The organism is Streptomyces sp. NBC_00086 (assembly GCF_026343255.1).
In the GTDB taxonomy this organism is placed as follows: Bacteria; Actinomycetota; Actinomycetes; order Streptomycetales; family Streptomycetaceae; genus Streptomyces.
This window is the reverse complement of record NZ_JAPELZ010000001.1, coordinates 8093770-8113511: the sequence shown is the minus strand read 5'-3', so window position 1 is coordinate 8113511 and position 19742 is coordinate 8093770. Positions and strand designations below refer to the sequence as shown.

Annotated in this window: 15 protein-coding genes; 11 read left to right on the top strand and 4 right to left on the bottom strand. The window is 72.3% G+C overall.

The window, feature by feature from the left end; all coding sequences use genetic code 11:
• Positions 1-13 precede the first annotated feature (13 nt).
• Complete coding sequence (locus tag OG276_RS36655) at positions 14-1450, top strand: GH1 family beta-glucosidase (protein ID WP_266912267.1); 1437 nt, start codon at positions 14-16, stop codon at positions 1448-1450.
• On the opposite strand, the gene OG276_RS36650 is transcribed toward OG276_RS36655, so the two are convergent.
• Both OG276_RS36650 and OG276_RS36645 read right to left on the bottom strand, forming a co-directional pair.
• A complete protein-coding gene (locus OG276_RS36650) occupies positions 1447-2532 on the bottom strand; it encodes an IS630 family transposase (RefSeq protein ID WP_266912265.1) in 1086 nt (361 codons plus the stop codon). The two genes, OG276_RS36655 and OG276_RS36650, sit on opposite strands and share 4 nt — an antisense overlap.
• A 101-nt stretch (positions 2533-2633) precedes the next feature.
• Positions 2634-4061 carry a cytosine permease gene (locus OG276_RS36645; protein WP_266912263.1) on the bottom strand — a complete coding sequence of 476 codons (1428 nt, stop codon included), beginning with the start codon at positions 4059-4061 and terminating at the stop codon, positions 2634-2636.
• Positions 4062-4224: 163 nt separating this feature from the next.
• Between OG276_RS36645 and OG276_RS36640 the strand changes: the two genes are divergently transcribed.
• From OG276_RS36640 to OG276_RS36595, 10 genes are all read left to right on the top strand, one after another.
• Entirely contained in the window at positions 4225-4962 is a 738-nt protein-coding gene (locus OG276_RS36640) for a TetR-like C-terminal domain-containing protein (RefSeq protein ID WP_266912261.1), read from the top strand.
• Between the two features lie 105 nt (positions 4963-5067).
• Complete coding sequence (locus OG276_RS36635; RefSeq protein ID WP_266912259.1) at positions 5068-6222, top strand: hypothetical protein; 1155 nt, start codon at positions 5068-5070, stop codon at positions 6220-6222.
• 42 nt (positions 6223-6264) lie between these two features.
• Positions 6265-6588 carry a putative quinol monooxygenase gene (locus OG276_RS36630; protein WP_266912257.1) on the top strand — a complete coding sequence of 108 codons (324 nt, stop codon included), beginning with the start codon at positions 6265-6267 and terminating at the stop codon, positions 6586-6588.
• Positions 6589-7079: 491 nt separating this feature from the next.
• On the top strand, positions 7080-8129 hold the full coding sequence (locus OG276_RS36625) for a beta-ketoacyl-ACP synthase 3 (protein WP_266912255.1): 1050 nt from the start codon (positions 7080-7082) through the stop codon (positions 8127-8129).
• A gap of 197 nt (positions 8130-8326) precedes the next feature.
• Positions 8327-8575, top strand: a complete 249-nt coding sequence (locus tag OG276_RS36620) for a phosphopantetheine-binding protein (protein ID WP_266912253.1) — start codon at positions 8327-8329, stop codon at positions 8573-8575.
• Positions 8572-9822 (top strand): beta-ketoacyl synthase, encoded by a 1251-nt coding sequence (locus tag OG276_RS36615; protein ID WP_266912251.1) that lies wholly within the window; start codon positions 8572-8574, stop codon positions 9820-9822. Before OG276_RS36620 ends, OG276_RS36615 begins: the two co-directional genes overlap by 4 nt.
• 37 nt (positions 9823-9859) lie before the next feature.
• Entirely contained in the window at positions 9860-10855 is a 996-nt protein-coding gene (locus tag OG276_RS36610) for a 3-oxoacyl-ACP synthase III family protein (RefSeq protein WP_266912249.1), read from the top strand.
• A gap of 5 nt (positions 10856-10860) precedes the next feature.
• Entirely contained in the window at positions 10861-11427 is a 567-nt protein-coding gene (locus OG276_RS36605) for a carboxymuconolactone decarboxylase family protein (RefSeq protein WP_266912247.1), read from the top strand.
• A gap of 11 nt (positions 11428-11438) precedes the next feature.
• The gene (locus tag OG276_RS36600; RefSeq protein ID WP_266912244.1) at positions 11439-12761 is read left to right on the top strand and encodes a cytochrome P450; all 1323 of its coding nucleotides are present in this window, start codon (positions 11439-11441) and stop codon (positions 12759-12761) included.
• A 123-nt stretch (positions 12762-12884) separates the two neighbouring features.
• Positions 12885-16232, top strand: a complete 3348-nt coding sequence (locus tag OG276_RS36595) for a S8 family peptidase (protein ID WP_266912242.1) — start codon at positions 12885-12887, stop codon at positions 16230-16232.
• 135 nt (positions 16233-16367) lie between these two features.
• Here the strand turns inward: OG276_RS36595 and OG276_RS36590 are convergent, their stop codons facing one another.
• Both OG276_RS36590 and OG276_RS36585 read right to left on the bottom strand, forming a co-directional pair.
• Positions 16368-18893, bottom strand: coding sequence for a discoidin domain-containing protein (locus OG276_RS36590; RefSeq protein WP_266912240.1), 2526 nt, complete (start codon positions 18891-18893; stop codon positions 16368-16370).
• A 123-nt stretch (positions 18894-19016) separates the two neighbouring features.
• Positions 19017-19685: an MBL fold metallo-hydrolase gene (locus OG276_RS36585; protein WP_266912238.1), complete on the bottom strand. Its 669-nt coding sequence runs from the start codon at positions 19683-19685 to the stop codon at positions 19017-19019.
• Positions 19686-19742 lie beyond the last annotated feature (57 nt).

The window sequence follows — 19742 nt, the reverse complement described above, 5'->3', positions numbered from 1 at the left end:
GGAGCGCTCTCCTATGACCGCGTCCGAGACCCGGCCGCTCACCGCCGTCCGCTCTTTCCCGTCCGGCTTCCTCTGGGGCACGGCCACCGCCGCGTACCAGATCGAGGGCGCCGCCCGTGAGGACGGCCGGACCCCGTCCATCTGGGACACCTTCTCCCACACCCCCGGCAAGGTCTTCGAAGGCCACACCGGCGACGTGGCCGTCGACCACTACCACCGCTTCCCCGAAGACGTCCGGCTGATGTCCGAACTGGGGCTGGGGGCCTACCGGTTCTCCGTCTCCTGGTCCCGGGTCCAGCCGACCGGCCGGGGCCCCGCGGTCCAGAAGGGCCTCGACTTCTACCGCAGGCTGGTGGACGAGCTGCTCGCCGCCGGCGTCACACCCGCCCTCACCCTCTACCACTGGGACCTCCCCCAGGACCTGGAGGACGCGGGCGGCTGGCCCGAGCGCGCGACCGCCGAGCGCTTCGCCGAGTACGCGGGCCTCGTCGCGGACGCCCTCGGAGACCGGGTCAAGCGCTGGATCACCCTCAACGAGCCCTGGTGCAGCGCGTTCCTCGGCTACGCCTCCGGCGTGCACGCCCCGGGCCGGACCAGTCCGGTCGCCGCCCTGCGCGCGGCCCACCACCTCAACCTCGGCCACGGCCTCGCCGTGCAGGCCCTACGGGCCGCGCTGCCCGGGGACTCGCAGCTCGCGGTCTCCCTCAACCTCCACGAGGTCCGCCCCCTGACCCCCTCGGCGGAGGACCGCGACGCGGCCCGCCGCATCGACGCCGTCGGCAACCGGATCTGGCTCGGCCCCATGCTCGAAGGCGCCTACCCCCAGGACCTGCTCGCGGACACCGCCCACCTGACCGACTGGTCCTTCGTCCGCGACGGCGACGCCGCCGCCATCCACCAGCCCCTGGACCTGCTCGCCATCAACTACTACACCCCGACGGTCGTCTCGCACGTCGCGGAAGACGCCCAGAAGCCGCAGGACGACGGCCACGGCAACAGCGAGCACTCGCCGTGGCCCGGCGCGGCGGACGTGGGGTTCCACCGGGCCCCGGGTGAACGTACGGCCATGGGCTGGCCCGTGGACGCGAGCGCCCTGTACGACCTGCTGACCCGGACCGCCGCCCGGTATCCCGGGCTGCCGCTCGTGGTCAGCGAGAACGGAGCGGCGTACGAGGACGAGGTCGGTCCGGACGGCACGGTCCACGACCCGCAGCGGGCCGCCTACATTCACGCCCACCTCGACGCCGTGCACCGGGCGATCACCGACGGGGTGGACGTGCGCGGCTACTTCCTCTGGTCGCTGCTCGACAACTTCGAGTGGTCGTACGGATACGCCAAACGGTTCGGCGCCATTCACGTCGACTACGACACCCTGAAGCGCACACCCAAGTCGAGCGCGCGCTGGTACGCCCGCGTGGCGCGGACGGGCGAGCTGCACGCCCCTTCCTAGTGATCTGGTTCGGAGATGCGTGAGCAGTAGCGGCAGATCCGGTCGAGGATCTGGTCAGCGGTCTTGGTCCACTTGAAGGGCCGGGCTTCGTCGTTCCAGACCTTGGTCCAGTTCTCGAGTGCGGTCTTGAGGTCGTCGAGGGAGCAGAAGACGCCGCGTTCCAGGCAGCGCCGTTCCAGCTCGGCGAACCACCGCTCGACCTGGTTGATCCACGACGAGTAGGTGGGGGTGAAGTGGAGCTGGAAGCGGGGATGCGCGAGCAGCCACTTGTGCACCACCGGCGCCTTGTGGGCGGAGAGGTTGTCGCAGATCACGTGGACCGCCAGGCCCTTGTCGGTCTGGCGGTCGATCTCGTCGAGGAAGTCCCGGAAATCGACTGCCCGGTGCTGCGCGGACAGTTTTGTGATCACCTTGCCGGTCGCGGTGTTCAGGGCGGCAAACAGATCGACGGTGCCGTGGCGGACGTAGTCGAAGGTGCGTCGCTCGGGGACTCCGGGGAGCATCGGCAGCACCGGTGCGGTCCGTTCCAGGGCCTGGATCTGCGGTTTCTCGTCCACCGCGAACACCACCGCGTTGGCCGGCGGGGCGAGGTAGAGGCCGACGACGTCACGGATCTTGTCGATCAGGAACGGATCGGGGGAAATCTTGAAGGTCTCGGTCCGCCACGGCTGCAGGCCGAAGGCGTGCCAGATCCTCAGCACACTCGCCGGAGAGATCCCCACGACCTTGGCCAGCTCCCGCTTGGACCAGTGCGTTCCACCGGCGGGTGTCTCTTCGAGGGTGCGGACCACCACTTCTTCGACCTGGGCGTCGGTGATGGTCCGCGGCACCCCGGGCCTGGGCTCGTCCGCGAGTCCGTCCAGCCGGTCCCGGAGGAACCGGGTCCGCCACTTGGTGACGGTGCCCCGGTTCACGCCCAGTCGGGCGGCCACCGCCAGGTTCGTTCCGCCGTCCGCACATGCCAGCACGATCCGTGCTCGCAGGGCCAGACCCTGCGCGGTCGTGCGGCGCTTGACCCAGTTGTTCAACACTTGCCGCTCGGTCTCACTCAGGACCAGCGGCTCCAGCCTGCTGTCACCCACAAACCACAGCAGACCGAAGCCAACCAGCACCCGTCAGCCGAATCCACGAAGTGGTACGGAAGACGACTCACGTGGTGCCGAACGAACTCACAACCAGATCACTAGGCCGGGGCCCGCAGGGAGCGGTGCATCAGGAGCGCGTAGAGGGAGGCCGCCACGGCGATGCCGACGGGCAGGGAGAGGTCCACGCCGTCCAGGGCCCGGGCGACGGGACCCGTGTACAGAGTGTCCACGCACAGGGCGGCCGCCGCGATGCCGGCCGTCAGGGCCAGCGCTCCGGCCCAGTTGACGCCCCGGGTGTACCAGAAGGGGCTGCCGGGGGTCTCGTCGGCGAGCGCGGGGCCGTCGTAGCGGCAGCGGCGCAGCAGGATGTCGGTCGCGTAGACGGCCGTGCTGGGGCCCAGCACGACGACGGTCAGCTGGAGGAGGTTGCCGACCGTGTCGAGGAAGTTGGAGACCAGGAGCGCGTACAGGGTCACCACGACGCCGAGTGCTCCGTCGACGAGGACGCCGACGGAGCGGCGGACGCGGACGCCCATGGCCTGGAGGGCGAGGCCGGAGCTGTAGGCGGTCATGGCGTTGTTGGCGATCGTGCCGAGCACGATCGCCAACAGGAAGACCGGCGAGAACCAGGAGGGCAGGATGCTCTCCAGCCCGGCCTGCGGTTCGGCCATGTCCACGACGGTGGCGGCGAGGGCGCCCAGCGAGGTGAGGAGGACTCCGGGCAGGAATCCGCCGAGCGCGGTCCAGCCCGCGACCGCCTTCGGGGAGGTCGTGCGCGGCAGGTAGCGGGAGAAGTCGGCGCTGTTGGTGTACGAGAGCGGGCCCGAGGCAATGAGTGTGAGCCCCGCCGCGAGAGTGGCCCACAGGGCGGTGCCGGTCAGTGGTTCGGCGGGCTGTCGGCCGAGGTCGGCGCCGGCGCACACGTACCCGGCGACGACGGCGAACGTGACCGTGAGGGCGATCGCGATCGGGGGGTAGAGCCTCACCATGGTGGCGTGTCCGTAGACGCCGATGGCCAGGGTGAGGGCGGCGATGACCACCACGACGGCGGTCTTGACCCCGCTGTTCGTGTCGATGCCCGCCTTCTCCACGAGGACGAAGGCGGCGACCGAGGCGGCGGCCAGGTTGAGGGCGATGTAGCAGATGCAGAGCAGCCAGCCGTTGACGGCGATGTTCACCCGGTTGCCGCGGATGCCGTACATGGCCCGCGCGATCACCTCGCTCGGCGTGCCGGAGGCCGGTCCGGAGACGGCGAGCAGGCCGATCGGCGCCCAGAACAGGCTGCCCAGCACGATCACCGCGACGGCCTGACCCAGGCTCAGGCCCATGAGGATCAGGGCGCCGCCGACCACCATGCTCAGGTAGTTCACGTTCGCGGCCGCCCAGACGGGGAACAGCTCGCGGGCCCGGCCGTGACGCTCCCCGTCGGGAACGGGGTCGATGCCGTGGGCCTCGACCCGGCCGGGCCGGTCCGTGTCCGTGTCCGTGTCCGTGTCCGAGTGCGTGCCCCTGTCCGTGGATCCCATGGAGGGATCTTCACGCACCCGGGGCGCAGTCGCGTACGACGACATCAGCGCAGTGGGGCGTCGCGTTCTGTCGGGCCCCCTCGGCCGGATCCCGGCAGATCCCTGCGGATCCCCTACGGAGGCCGCACGCAAGGCAGTTGCCGCCGACCGGTACGGTTTCGGCATGGGCGATCACGCAAAGAATTCGACATCCGGCGACACGATCCTGTCAGAACTGATCAAGAAGACCGCGCGCCTGCACCTGCCGGAGCTGGGTGGTGGAGGCCTCTCCCTCGACTCCGTCGCACGCGACTGCGATCGCGCCGTCACCGAGGTGCGGGCCCTCTTCCCGCACCGGGACGACCTGCTGACCGCGCTGGTGATCGATGCCTACGACGCGTCCGGCGCCGCGATGGAGCGGGCCGACGAGGCCGCCACCGCGGTCCGCGCGTCGGCGGGTGCGCGGCTGCTCGCCGTCACGCGTGCACTGCGCCAGTGGTCCTTCGACCACCCCGCCGAGTTCACGCTGATCTACGGATCGCCCGTACCCGGCTACCACGCCCCGCAGGACACCGTCCTGCCCGCCTCCCGCACGCCCGGCGTCCTCGCCGGCATCGTGGGCGCGGCTCTGGCCGGCGGCGAACTCACCCCGCCCCGGCGCGCGGTGCCCGGGCCGCCGTTGCTGCTGCCGGCCGCCGTGGAGGCCTTCGGCGGGCTGCCCCCGGCTCCGTTCTCGGACGTCATCGAGCGCGGGATCGTCCTGTGGAGCAGCCTGATCGGACTCCTGGTGTTCCAGGTCTTCAGCCGTACCCACGACAGCGTCCGGGACGAGGCCGCGTTCTTCGACTACGCCATCGCCGTGGCGGCCGAGACCATCGGACTCGTGGTGCCCCTGGACGGAGCCGGCGGGGACGCCCGCTGAGGACCGGGGGACGGGGACGGGTCGGGGGACCGGGGGACCAGAGGGCCTTGACAGGGCGCGCTCACGGGCGGGTTACCGTGGCCCTTCATTCGAGGGGGAACAACGATGTCGCACCACACCGGCTGGAATCACCACCCGGGTCAGCCCGTGCCGCCGCAGTGGGGAGGCGGCTGGGGCCCACCACCGGCCCCGCAGCCGGGGGTCATACCCCTGCGCGTGCTCGGTACGGGCGATGTGCTCAACGGGGCCTTCGGTGTCTTCCGGCGGTACTGGAAGCCCCTGATCGGCATCATGACCCTGGTCCAGGGCATCGGCATCCTGCTCGTGGCCGCCACCCTCGCGATCTCCTTCGCGACCCTGTACGACCGGTTCTCCGCCGTCTTCGACCTCCCGCCGGGAGAGAGCCCCGAGGACTCGGACGTGGCGGCCCTCTTCCTGTCCTTCGTACCCGCAGGCGTGGTCATGCTCGTCGTGACGACGGTGGGCGCCGCGATGTTCATGGCCCTGTGCCCCGCGTTGATCCAGGAGGCGGTGCTCGGCCGCCCCACGACCTTCGGCGCGATGTGGCGCCGCAGCCGGTCACGGCTGCCGTCGGTGCTCGGCGTGGTCCTGCTCACCGCGCTGATCGCGGGCGGGCCGGCGCTCCTGCTGTACGCGATCTGCACTCCGCTGATCATCATGTCCTCGGACCGGGGCGGCTCCGGCCCGTCGGCCGCCTTCGGCCTGCTCCTCCTCGGCTCGCTCCTGTGCGTGCCCTTCTCGATCTGGCTCGTGGTCCGGTTCAGCCTGGCGCCCGCCGCGGTGGTGTGCGAAGGACTGGGTCCCGTCGCGGCCATGCGGCGCTCCTCGCAGCTGGTCCGCGACGGTTGGTGGAGGGTGTTCGGCGTTTCGATACTCGGGCACCTCGTGGCGATGGCCGTCGGGTACGTCATTCAGATGCCGTTCGGCTTCGTCGGGATGTTCGCGGTCTTCCCGAGCCTGCCGGAGGCGGGCGATCCCTCGCCGGACCTCAGCACGATGGCCTTCGGCTTCCTCGTCTACGGGGCCATCGTGGTGCTCGGCGGCGTCATCAGCTCGCTGTTCCAGTTCAGCTTCCCGCACCTGGTCATCGCCCTGCTCTACGTCGACCAGCGGATGCGCAAGGAGAACCTCGCGGCGACGCTCACCGCCGCCGCTTTCCCCGCACCGGCTCCGGGGTCGCAGACGGGTCCTCAGGCAGGGACGGGGACGGGGACGACCGCGCCCCCAGGACAGAGCTGAGGGCGCCATAGGCGCGGGCGGGCTCGCGCCTACAATGCTCGAATGATCTTCATTGTGGTGAAATTCCCCGTCAAGTCCGAGTACGTCGACCAGTGGCCCGAGCTGGTCGCGGAGTTCACTCGGGCCACCCGCGCCGAGCCGGGCAACCTGTGGTTCGAGTGGTCCCGCAGCCTCGAAGAGCCGGACACCTACGTACTGGTCGAGGCGTTCCAGGACGATGCCGCGGAGGCACACGTGACCTCCGCGCACTTCCGTGCGGCCCTGGAGACCATGCGTCCCCTGGTCACCCGGACGCCGGAGATCGTCAGCACCACCATCGAGGGTGCGACCGGATGGAGCCGGATGGGCGAGCTCCAGGTCGACTGACCGGCGCCCCCTCCCGGGTCTGCCCATCACGCCCGCTCCCTCTCCCGGCCCGCCCCGGCCCGCCCCGGCCGCCCAGGCCCTCCTCTGCCATCCCGGCCCTCCCCGGTCTCGTGCCAGGGAGCGTGCAGCGGCCCGGGAGAGGTGCGTGTGCAACACGTTCAACAGCGGCACCCGTTCCGCACCGTTGCCCCCGGCCCGTAAAGGCGGTTGATGGTCCCGAGGGCGGCTGCTCCCCCGGCGTCAGCAGAACGCCTGGTCAGCCGCACTTAATTCAACCTTTGGGGCGATCCCCCGATGGCCCATCGGCCGTAACGTTTCTTCCTTCACGCCCCTGAGCTGCGGAGATGACGCCGAAGCGGGCGTTCAGCACATCCGTTCCCCTGCGCCTCCGCGCCCGCCGTGATCTTGACCCGCCCTACAGTCGTGCCGCTCCCCCGAGATCCTCCTGAGAGACGTGCGTGACTTCCCTCCTGCCTTGCCCAGAAGACCAGTTGACGCTCCCTGCCACCCGGCCCGCCCCGCCCGCGGCGGTGCTGGAAGGCATCGCCGGATACGTTCCGCCCCGGGTGGTCGCCAACGCCGGACTCCCCTCGGCATGGGGCATCGACGACGCCTGGGTGCACCGCCGCACCGGAATCCGCGAGCGGCGCCGGGCCGACCCCGGAGTGTCCACCGGCGAGCTCGCCCTCGAAGCCGGGCGCCGCGCCCTGGCCGTGGCGGGCGGCGCCCCGGTGGACACCGTGCTCGTGGCCACCTCCACCCCGGACCGGCCCATGCCGGCCATGGCCCCGCAGCTCGCCACCCGTCTGGGCCTGGGCGGCGCGGCCGCCTGGGACGTGAACGCCGCCTGCAGCGGCTTCCTGTACGGGCTCGCCACCGCCGCCGGAGCCCTGCTGTCCGGCTGCGCGGACCGGGTCCTGCTCGTGGCGGCCGACCTGTACTCGACCCTGCTGGACCCCGAGGACCACTCGGCCGGCATCGTCTTCGGCGACGGCGCGGGCGCCGTCGTCCTGCGCCGGGGCCGCTCCGGGGAACCGGGCAGCATCCTCGCCTTCGACCTCGGCAGCGACGGCTCCGGTGACGAGCTGATCGAGGTGCGCGGCGGCGGAGCACGGGAGCGGTCGGCCCCGGACGCCTACGGTCCCGGCGACCGGCACTTCCGGATGCGGGGGCGCGAGGTGTTCCAGCACGCGGTGACCCGGATGACCCAGTCCTCGCAGACCGTACTGAAACACGCGGGCTGGTCGCCCGAGGACGTGGACCGGTTCTGCGCCCACCAGGCCAACGCCCGCATCGTGAAGGCCGTCGGGGAGCGACTGCCCGTTCCCGGACCGCGTCGGGTGACCAACATCGAGCGGGTCGGCAACACCGGCGCCGCGTCCATCCCGCTGGCCCTGGCCGATGCCGCCTCGCGCGGCGAACTGCACGCAGGGGAACGCGTGTTGCTCACCACTTTCGGCGCCGGGCTCACCTGGGGATCGGCTGCCGTGCTCTGGCCACGACTCGAACGCGCGGTGCCCGGCATCGACCCGGCGCCCTGAGGCCCGCTCCTTCACTCCCGGGCGCTCCCGGGCCCCCTTCGGCGTGCGCGACACCCGCGCAGAAGCGGCCGCCGCTCCCTGATCACCGCCCCCCTTCGCCCTCGGCTCCGGCCCGGATCCGGCTCCTTGCCGCCCCTGCAGGCCGCCCCTCCATGCCTGCTCGCCCCTCATCACCCGTCCCGGAAGGACACCCCGCCATGCCCCCGCTCCAGACCATCCTCACCACCGTGCTCACCGAGAAGTTCGAAGTCTCCCCCGAGAGCGTCCTGCCCGACGCCACCCTGGAGAGCCTCGACCTCGACTCGCTCGCCCTCGCCGAACTGGCCCTCGCCCTCCAGGAAGAGCTCGGCGTGAAGGTCGAGGAGCACGAGGCCGCCAAGCGCACGACCATCGGCGAGCTCGTGGCCGTGCTCCACTCCAAGCGGACCGAGCAGGACGCCCTGTGACGGCTTCCCCGCACCCCCGCGCCGTGGCCGTCACCGGCCTGGGGCTGATCACTCCGGCCGGGATCGGCCGTGAGGACACCTGGGCCGGGGTGCTCCGGGGCCGCTCGACGGCGGACACCGATCCCGAGCTCAAGGACTGCCCGGTCGACTTCTCCTGCCGGATCCCCGCCATGACCCCCGAACAGGGCCGCATCGGCGGCGGCAAGGCCTGGCGGATGGGCCGTTTCACGCAGCTCGCGGTCCTGGCGGCCCGTGAGGCCGTGGCCGACGCGGGACTCGACCCCACCACCTGGGACGGGGCCCGCGTGGCCGTGGTGATCGGCTCGGGGCTGGCCGGGGCTCCCCATCTGGAGACCCAGACCCTGCGCCACCACCAGGGGGGACCCGACCTGGTCTCCCCCTCCCTCATCCCGATGCTCATCCCCAACATGGCCGCCGGCGAGGTGTCGGCCGACCTCGGCGCCCACGGCCCCTCCCTGGCCACCGAGACGGCCTGTGCCTCCGGGGCCACCGCCCTGGCCATCGCCCGTGACCTGCTGCTCTCCGGGGCCTGCGACATCGCGATCGCCGGCGGCTCCGAGGCTGCCGTGACCCCGGTGGTCACCACCGGGTTCGCCCGGATGGGCGCCCTGTCCGGGCGGGTGGACCAGCCGGCGCTGGCCTCCAGGCCGTTCGCGGCGGACCGGGACGGGTTCGTCATCGCCGAGGGGGCCGCAGTGCTCGTACTGGAGCGGCCGGCGGACGCGGCGGCTCGCGGGCGGCGCGGTTACGCGCACCTCGCCGGAGCCGGCCTCACCTCGGACGCACACCATCCGACGGCTCCCTCCCCCGGCGGGGAGTACGCCGAGGCGGCCCTGCGGGCGGCGCTCGCCGAGGCCGGACTGTCCCCGGCCGACGTCGACCACGTCAATGCCCACGGGACCTCCACCCCGCTCAACGACCGCACCGAGGCGGAACTCATCGCCCGCGTCCTGCCGCACGGCCCCACCGTGACCGCCCCCAAGGGGGTGCTCGGCCACAGTCTCGGCGCCTCCGGTGCCGTGGAGGCCGCGCTGACCGCGCTCACCATCCGGGACTCCCGGGTGGCGCCGATCGCCAACCTGGCCGCGTCCGGCTCCGGTTCGGGCTCTTCCTACGACATCGACTGCGTGACCGGCACCGCGCGGGAGCAGCGGGTCGGCGCCGCCGTCAGCCATTCCTTCGGCTTCGGCGGGCACAACGTGGTGCTGCTCCTCACCGCGCCCTGACCGCCGCCGTCCCCCACCAGCAGAAGGCTTCGTACCCTTGGCCGTTCACAGTGCCGTCGTCCACGCCACCGTCCACGTACCGCAGGAGCGCCAGAGCGTCGCCGCGGTCGAGGACCGCTTCCGGGCGGGCAGCCCCGGCATCCCGATGTCCCGGGGCGTGCTCCGGCACATGTACGGGCTGGAGCAGCGCACGGTGGCCCCGCCCGAGGAGCAGCCCTCCGACCTGGCGGTGCACGCCGCCCGCAGTCTGCTGGAGGAGAGCGGCACCCCCGCCCGGAAGGTGGACCTGCTGCTGTACGCGGGCATCCTCGCCGATATGGAGGAACCGGCCACCGCCCATGTGGTGGCCGCCAAACTCGGCCTGGACTGCCCAGTGTTCGACCTGAAGAACGCCTGCAACGGCGTGCTGAACGCACTGGAGGTGGCCGACGCCTTCGTCCGGACCGGACAGTACCGGCGGGTGCTGATCACCAGCGCCGAGGTCAGCACCCGGGAGAGCCGCTGGAACGTCACCGACCCGGACGAGTTGCTCGGCGCCCTGCCGAGCCTGAGCACCGGCGACATGGGCTCGGCGGTACTGGTCGCCGCGAGCACGCGGCCCGGGATCCTCGGGAGCCGGTTCTTCGCCAACTCCTGGGGCTGGCAGGCGGCGACACTGCCCAATCCGTACGCGAACCACCGCAGGATGGGCCGCCTGGAGATCGACTCGGCGCGACTCGTCGCCTCCTTCGACGGAATGCCGGCCAAGGTGCGCGGGGCGGTGCGCGAACTCGGCGTGGACGTCGAGGACTTCGACCTCGTCTGCGTGCACCAGCCGTCCGTGCCCTTCACCCGGGTGGCGTGCGGCTGGGTGGGAGTGGATCCTTCGCGGATCCTGTCCACCTTCCCCGCGCATGGCAACGTCGCCACCAACACCATCCCGCTGCAACTGGCCACCGCCCTGCGGTCGGACCGGCTCCACCCGGGCGATCTGGTGGGCATGTTCGGGTTCGCGAGCGGGGCCAGCGCCGGCGTCGTCGTCTGCAGGTGGTGAGCCCGATGACCACCGAACCACCCGAGCGCCCCGTACGCATCACTCCGCTGCCGCCCGAGCAGTGGACGCCCGCGCTGCGCGGGCTGCTGGCCGGATCCGCCAAGGACGGCCCCGGCCGGGTGAACCTCTTCGGCACCCTCGCCCACCATCCCGGACTCGCGCACGCCTGGCTCTCCCTCGCCCGGGTCCTGACCCACGAAGGGACTTTGACGAGCCGTCAGCGGGAGTTGGTCGTCCTGCGCACCGCGCACCGGCGCGGCGGGTCCTTCGTCTTCGACCGTCACAGCGCGGTCGCCGCCGACGCCGGACTGGACTCCCGGGAGGTGGCGGCGACCGCCTCACCCCTTGCCGAACACCCCTGGTCCGGGGCCGATCTGGCCCTGCTGGAAGCTTCCGACGCGCTCGCGGCCGGTGAGCCGCTGCCGCAGCCGCTGTGGGACCGGCTGGCGGGCGGACTCCGCCCCGACCAACTGATCGAACTGCTGATCCTCGCCGGGCAGTGCGCCACCATGTGCGCCACGCTCGGCGCCCTCCACACCCCGCCCGACGGCGGCCGAACCCCCTCCGGATGAGATCCGCCACCATGACCGTCACCGCTACGCCTACCGCCACCTCCGCCACCGCCTCCACCTTCGCCTCCGCCTCCGCCGACCCTGCCACCGGAGGTCCGGCCGCGGCCCCGCTCGCCCTGCCCGCCCCGTACGGCTCCTGCCCCTACGACCCGCCGCCCGGTTACACGCAGGCCGCGGCCGAGGCTCCGGTCAGCCGCGCCGAGCTGCCCGACGGCACCCCCTGCTGGCTCGTGACGGGCCACCAGGAGGTCCGGGCGGTCCTCGCCGATGCCCGCTTCAGCGCCGACGCGCGCGCCCCCGGCTTCCCCTTCCTGTCCCCCGGCCAGCGCCAACTGGCCACCGCTCAGCCGAGCTTCATCCGGATGGACGACCCGGAGCACTCCCGGCTGCGCAGGATGGTCGCCAAGGACTTCCTGACCCGCCGGGTCCAGGAACTGCGCCCGGCCATCACGGACGTGGTCGAGGCCGCCGTCGAGGCGATGACCGCCGACGGCCGCCGGACCGCCGACCTCGTCGCGGACTTCGCGCTGCCCGTCCCGTCCCTCGTCATCTGCCTGATGCTGGGGGTCCCGTACGAGGACCACGCGCTGTTCCAGTCGCTCAGCCGGACCTTGCTCGACAACACCACCGACCCCGGACGGGCCGCCGAGGCCCACCGCGAGCTGATGGGCTACCTGGCCGGGCTGGCCGAGCGGAAGCGGCAGGATCCCGGGGACGACATCCTCAGCCGGCTCGCCGTCCGGCCCGACCTGACCGCGCGGGAAACGGCCTCGCTCGGCTTCATGCTCCTGATCACCGGCCACGAGAGCACCACCAACATGGCGGCGCTCAGCGTCCTGGCCCTGTTGCGCCGCCCCGGGCAGGCCGCCCGGCTGCGGGCCGAACCGGCCCTGATCCCGGGGGCGGTGGAGGAACTGCTGCGCTACCTCACGATCATCCACCTCGGCCTCGGCCGCGCCGCCACCGAGGACGTCACGGTCGGCGGAGCGGCGGTCCGGGCCGGGGACGGGGTGATCTGCATGCTGTCCACCGCCAACCGGCAGCCGGAGCTCTTCGGCGCCCTCCAGGCCACGGACGTCCCGGACGCCCGGGACGGCGACCACTCGTGTCCCGCCGAGCTGGACGTGACCCGGGACGCTCGCCGGCACGTGGCCTTCGGCCACGGTCCGCACCAGTGCCTGGGCCACACCCTGGCACGCGTCGAGCTCCAGATCATGCTGGAGACCGTGCTGCGCGAGCTGCCCGGTCTGCGGCTGGCCGTACCCGAGGAGCAGCTCGTGTTCCAACGGGACACCATCGTCTACGGGTTGCGGGAGCTCCCCGTCGCCTGGTGATATCCGATCCGGCCAACCACCAGGCTGTTGTCCGGATTTATCGGAGCCCACGGAGAACCGGACGGGCCCTGGTCGCGTGGTAGCCGACACGATCGGCATGCACACGAACACGGGGGAACACGGGTGGGATTCGCAAGGGGAGCCAGGACGGCGGCATTCGCCGCGGCGGTGACCGGGGCACTGATCGCGGGGACCGTACCGGCCGGCGCTCAGCCGGCGCCGGACGGTACGGGGGTTTCGGCAAAGGGCAGGCCGAAGGCGGACGCGAAGCCGTCGGCGACGGTGACCCTGATCACCGGCGACCGGGTCGTCGTCAAGGGCGACGGCAGCGTCGAGCGGCTCGTTCGGGGCGCGGGCCGTGAGGGGACGGCCTTCTCGGTGCGGCGCGAGGGCGCGCACACGTACGTCGTTCCGCAGGACGCGCTGCGCCTGGTCGCCGACGGGGTACTGGACCGGCGGCTGTTCGACGTGGCGCTGCTGGTCAAGGACGGGTACGACGACGCGCGCCGCAGCACGCTGCCGCTGATCGCCGGCTACCGGCGGGACGCCTCCGGGGCCCAGACCTTCGGTGCCTCGGGAGACACGCTCGCCGCGGTCGCGCGCGAGCGCCGCCCGCTGCCCGCGGTGGCGGGCGAGGCGTTCAACGCGTCGAAGTCCGACGCCGCGGCCCTGTGGGCGGCGGTCACCGGCCGGACGAACGCCCGCGTGGCGGGCGCCGCCCCGGTGCCGCCCGTCGCCCACCTGTGGCTGGACGCCAAGGTGAGCGCGGCCCTGGACAAGAGCGTGCCGCAGATAGGCGCGCCCGCCATGTGGCAGGCGGGCTACACCGGCAAGGGCGTCAAGGTGGCCGTCCTGGACACGGGGGTCGACGAGACCCACCCCGACCTCAAGGGGGTGGAGACGACTCAGCGGAACTTCAGCAGCTCGCCCGATTCCGCGGACCGGTACGGGCACGGCACGCACGTGGCCTCCACGATCGCCGGGACGGGCGCGCGGTCCGGCGGCCGGTACAAGGGTGTGGCGCCCGGCGTGCAGCTCCTGGACGCCAAGGTCTTGGGCGACGACGGCTTCGGCGACTCCTCCGGCATCATCAGCGGCATGCAGTGGGCCGTGGACCAGGGTGCGACCGTGGTGAACATGAGTCTGGGCTCCCCCGACGAGCCCGGCGTCGACCCCATGGAGGAGGCGGTCGCCCAGCTTTCCGGCAAGGCCCTGTTCGTGGTCGCCGCGGGCAACGAGGGTCCCGGGTCCGGCACGCTGCGCACGCCCGGCAGCGCCCGCGCGGCGCTCACGGTCGGCGCGGTGGACAAGCAGGACCAGCTCGCGGAGTTCTCCAGCCGGGGCCCGAGCGCCGACGGAGCGCTCAAGCCGGACATCACCGCCCCGGGCGTGGAGATCACCGCCGCCCACACCACGCAGAGCCCGGATCCCGGGCCCGCCGACGGCTACGTCAGCATGTCGGGCACCTCCATGGCCACCCCGCACGTCGCGGGCGCCGCGGCTCTGGTCCGTCAGCAGCACCCGGACTGGAGCCCGGCCATGATCAAGGCCCTGCTGACGGGCTCGGCCCGGCCCAACCCGGCGCTCAACGCCTACCAGCAGGGCGCGGGCCGCACCGACCTGGCACGGGCCGTCAAGGCGGTCGTCGCCGCCGCGCCCGGCTCCCTCGCCTTCGGCACGCACTCCTGGCCGCACGCCGACGACAAGCCGGCGACCAGGTCCCTCATCTACCGCAACCACGGCACCCGGCCCGTCACGCTCAAGCTGAGCACGTCCGGCACCGACCAGTCCGGCCGCCCGGCCCCGGCCGGGATGTTCACCGTCAAGGACGCCCAGCTGACCGTCCCCGCCGGGGGCACCGCGACGACCACCGTCACCGCCGACACCCGCAAGGGCTCCGTGGACGGGGCCTTCGGCGGCACCGTGCTGGCCTCGGGGGGCGGGCAGGAAGTGCGCACCGGCCTCGTGGTCGAGCGTGAGGTGGAGTCCTACGACGTCACCCTGAAGCACCTGGACGTCAACGGCGCGAACCCGTCGACGTACTACACCACGGTCACCAAGCTCGGCACGGGCATGGAGGGCCGCTTCGAGGTCCCGTACGACCCGAGCGGCACCGTCGTCCAGCGGCTGCCCAAGGGCGACTACCTGCTGGAGGGCGTCGTCTGGGGCCCGGACTCCACCCTGGGCTTCTTCGTCCAGCCGGTCCTGAAGGTCACCGGAAGGGCCACGGTCACCTTCGACTCCCGCAAGGCCAAGCCGTTCGCCGTCACCCCGCCGGATCCGTCGGCGAAGCTGGTGAGCGGGTACGCGGGGTTCTACGACGAGGCCGCGGGCGTGTCCGACATGTGGGCCACCGACGGCACCACCCGGATCCTCACCCAGCACCTGGGCCCGGCCGCGACCACCCTGCGGGCGCAATACAACGGCCTGTGGAAGACGCCGGGGGCGGCGGGCAAGAACGTCGACTACCGGCTGGCCTTCAACCGCAAGGGCACCTGGTTCGACGGGCTCGACCGCAAGCTCACCCCGGCGGACGTCGCCGAGGTGAAGCTCGGCTTCGGCGCTTCGGTCACCGGCGTGAAGGGTCTGATCCACGCGACGCCGACCGGTGACGACGGCTACACCTCCGGCATCACGGACCCGTCCGAGATGAGCCTGCCGCTGGCGAGCACGCAGTACGTCAGCACCGCCGGGGTGCGCTGGAGCTGGGTCGCTTCGCAGGTCGACTCCCGGGGCGAGGCACGCATGATCTACTCGCAGAACCAGGTGTCCTACCAGCCCGGCAAGCGCTACGCGCTGAACTTCAACACCGGCGTGATCGGCCCCGACCTGAAGGCCGGGGAGGAGCAGGGAGCGTGGCGGACCGGGGACTACCTGGACGCCAACGTCGGGTTGTTCCACGACGGCGCCGGTCACGAGGGCTCGTCCATCTCCACCGGGGGCTTCACCCGGCTGGAGTCCGGCGGCAAGGTCCTCGCGGAGACCGATCCCCACGGCTGGATCAGCGCCGAGGTCCCGGCCGGATCCGCCGTGTACCGCCTGACCAAGGAGGCGACCCGGTCCGCCGAGGACACCGCCACCAGCACGAAGGTACGGGCGAGCTGGACGTTCACCTCGGCCCGCCCGGCCACGGACCAGTCGGTGAAGCTGCCGCTGTCCACGGTGCGGCTCGCGCCGAAGCTGAGCCTGCGCGGTACCGCGCCGGCGGGCGGTGCGCTGAAGGTTCCGCTGGTGCTGGCGGGCGCGGCCGCCGCGCAGGGGCAGGTCGCCGTACTGACGGTCCGGGTCTCCTACGACGGGGGTACGACCTGGAGCTTCCTCGCGGTGGCGACGGACGCGCAGGGCGCGCGGTCGGTGACCGTGCAGCACCCGGCCTCGGCCAAGGCCGCGTCGTTCCAGGTGTACCTCAGGGACAAGGCCGGCAACACGGTGCAGGAGACGATCACGAACGCCTACCTCCTCGCTCCCTGACCCGCCCGCACGCCGCTCCGGCCCGGCCCCGCACCTCGCGGGTGCCGGGCCGGAGCGGTGCCGGGCCGGTGCGCACCGGCGGAACGCCGCTCGCTGCGATCGCTGCGATCCGGCCGGCGGAGCACCGTACGCGGGTCAGGAGATGGTGAGGAACCGGGCCGTGCTCGGTACTCCCTGGGCGTCGAGGGCGAAGAGCATGTAGGTCCCCGGCAGGACCACTCCCGGGTCGGCGGGTACGGACACGGTGTAGGTGCCTGTTCCCGTGGCCGTGGAGGCGAGGGGGACCCGGCGTTGGTCGTTGTCGGTGGAGTGGGTCGCGGCTGCGGCTCGCATCAGGACGAAGGATGCCGCCGGGGTGGAGGTGGAGACCGTCAGTGAGGTACCGGGTGACGTCCTGGTGGGGACCCCTCCCGTGATCTCGGGGCGCGGTTTCGGCGATCCGTCCGGGTTGAGGAGGTACGGCGGTGTGAAGACCGCCCCGTCGGCGTGGTTGGTGGCGCAGTCGCCGCACAGGCCGCCGCCGCCGGAGAAGACCCGCCCGTCCGGCAGCAGGTTCGCCACGCTGTGGTAGTTGCGGGGGACGGCCATGGTGGCGAGCGGGGTGAAGGCGCCCGTCGAGGGGTCCCACAGTTCGGGGGTCAGGACCGAGGTGGCGTCGCTGAACGGCACCGGATGGCTCTGTCCGCCGAAGACGAGCACCTTGCCGTCGGGCAGGACCACGCTGTTGGCGAAGGCCCTGGCGTACTCCATGTCTCCGGTACGGGCGGTTTCGACCTGGCTGCCGGTGATGTTCACGGTGTAGGCGCGGCGCGTGGCGGGAGTGTTCTGGTAGGCGGGCGAGCCGCCCAGGGTGAGCAGTTTGCCGATGTCGTAGGCGACGGCGTTGCCCGTCATGGCGTCGGCGCTGTCGGCCCGGGTGCCTGCGGGGGTGATGCTGCCCGTACCGGTGGTCGAGATCCAGTTCATCTGCTTGCTCGGGCCGAGTTGGAGGACCTTGCCGCCCGAAGTGGCGTGCAGCCACATGTGGTTGTCGGCGCGGTAGGGTCCGGCGGGGTCGGCCGTGGACGCCTGGAGGGCGGGGACGCCCGGGAGTCCGCGCCAGGTGCCGGTCGCCGGCGACCAGGCCTCACCGGCCTTGTCCCCCGCGGGTCCGCTCCAGGATCCGCCCAGGACGAAGGCCTCGCCGGTGGAGAGCAGCGTCATGGACTGGTAGCCGCGGGGGATGTTCATGTTGCCCGCGGCGGACCAGTCGTCGGTGGCGGGGTCGTAGATGCTGGCCTTCTCCGCGTTGCTGCCCCCGGTGACCAGCACGCGGCCGTCGGCCAGCATGGCTATGCCGGGGCAGAACATGTCGTGCCCGGTGTTGTCGATGCGGCGCTGGGTGACCTTGCCCGTCTTCAGGTCGAGGATCGCGGTCTGGGTGTAGCCGTTGCTGCCGCCGAAGCGGTCCACCGCGTACGCGGACCAGGCCAGGAGCTTGTCGCCGGGCAGGACGGCGGTGGCCACGGGGACCAGGGGGAAGCCGGTGATCCGGCCCCAGGATCCGTGGACGGCGGGGCTGGCCGGCCCGCTCAGGCGGATCTCCGCGGCGGAGGTCCACGGGCCGCGGGCGCCGGCTTCGGTGGTCACGGTGAGCCGTACGAAGCGGGCGTTCGCGGTGCGGGTGAAGGTGGCGGTCTTGACGGTGTCGTCGTCGCGCCAGGTGCCCGCGGCCACCGGTGTGCCGAAGGCGGTTCCGTCGGTGCTGGTGGTGACGGTGTAGGCGCCGGCCCGGCCGTTGGGTCCGTTCGTGCGGGGGTGGTAGACGAGGGCGGAGACCGCGGCCGTGCGGTGCATGTCGATGGTGATGCTGTGCGGCAGGGGCGCCGGGGTGCCTGACCACCTGCTGTGCCAGAGGGTGCCGGTGTCGCCGTCGAGGACGCCCGCGGCGCGGCCGTTCTCGCGGACCGTCTCCTCGTCGCTCGCCGCGGCCGTCCATCCCGTCCGGGGCAGGTCCACGGTGGACTCCGGGGTGCCCGGGTCGCCCAGCAGGTTGATCTCGGCGGCGGAGGTCCAGGGGCCGCGGCCGCCCGCCTCGGTGAGCGCCGTCAGCCGTACGAACCGGGCCCCCTGCGGGGCGAACCCGAGCGTTTTGGCGCTGCCGTCGTCCGCGAGCGTGCCACTGGCGACCGGGGCCGGCCAGTTCGCTCCGTCCGCGCTGACGCTGAGGGTGTACTCGCCGACGCGTCCGTTGGCCCCGTTGGTGCGGGGGGTGTAGACGAGCGCCGAGACGACCGCCGTACGGTGCATGTCGATGGTGATGCTGTGCGGCAAGGGGGCCGCGGTCCCCGACCACTTGCTGTGCCAGAGGGTGCCGGTGTCACCGTCGAGGACCCCCGCGGCGCGGCCGTTCTCCCCTGCCGTCTCCTCGTCGCTCGCCGCGGCCGTCCATCCCGTCCGGTCGAGGACGGGGGCCGTCGGCTCCATGGCGTTCGCCGGGGCGACGCCGTGGTGCGGCGACTGCTGCGCCGCCTGCTCGCCGACCGGCCCGGGGGTGGGCGTGGGGCTCGCGACCCCGAGCCACGGCGTGAAGCCGATCAGCAGCGCGCCGAGACCGAAGGCTATGAGCAGCCGGGATCTGCGGAGCGCACGGGGTAAGGCGAGGAAGCGCCTGGACTGCAATCTGACCTCCTGGGGCGAACCGGTATGCCCCATGGAAGATAGGTCAGGGTGACGGTAACTCGACCAAATGAGCGGAGAGTTGACGCAAAACCGCATCCACCGGCGCGATCCGGGAGGGATTGCTTAGAGCGGCACGGCGGCGCCGGCGGCGAACGGGCCTCCGTGGCCGGGCACTATCAGGTCCGCCGCGGCGAGCACCCGCAGCCGGGAGGCGCCCAGTACCTCGCGGTCCGGGGCGACCGGGTCGTCGGCGGGGCCCTGCTCGTGCCACCACAGGTCGCCGGCGAAGGCCACCACGCCCGATTCCGTTCCGGCCAGCAGCGTGATGTCCTCGTGGCTGTGCCCCGGCGTACGGATCAGGCGCAGGGAGGGGGTGAGTTCGTAGCCCTCGGCGTCCCGGTTCGTCCACTGGTCGCCCTGGTACTCCACCTTGTGGTCGTGCACCCGGGCCCGGCCGAACAGGCCCACGTTCATGGTGTTGTCCGGGTGGTGGTGGCTGAGCACCACGTCGGTGATGTCCTCGGGGCCCAGGCCCAGTTCCGCGAGCGGACCGAGGATGTCCGCGTGGCTCGCCACCATGCCCGGGTCGAAGATGAAGTGCCGGCCGGCGTCGGACACGTAGGAGACGGTGGCGGCGACTCCGGGGCCGGTGGAGCCGACGTAGCCGGTGGTGAGGACCTTGTAGACGGCGCTGCGGCCGAGCGGTGCGTCGGCGGGGAGGTCCTGCGCGGTGACCGTGTCGTTCTTCGCCGTGGAGTTCTTCGCCGTGGAGTTCTTCGTCGTGTTCGTCATGGCTGCAATCCTTCCGCGGCGGCGGGGGACGCACGAGTGGCACACCTGCCAGTGATC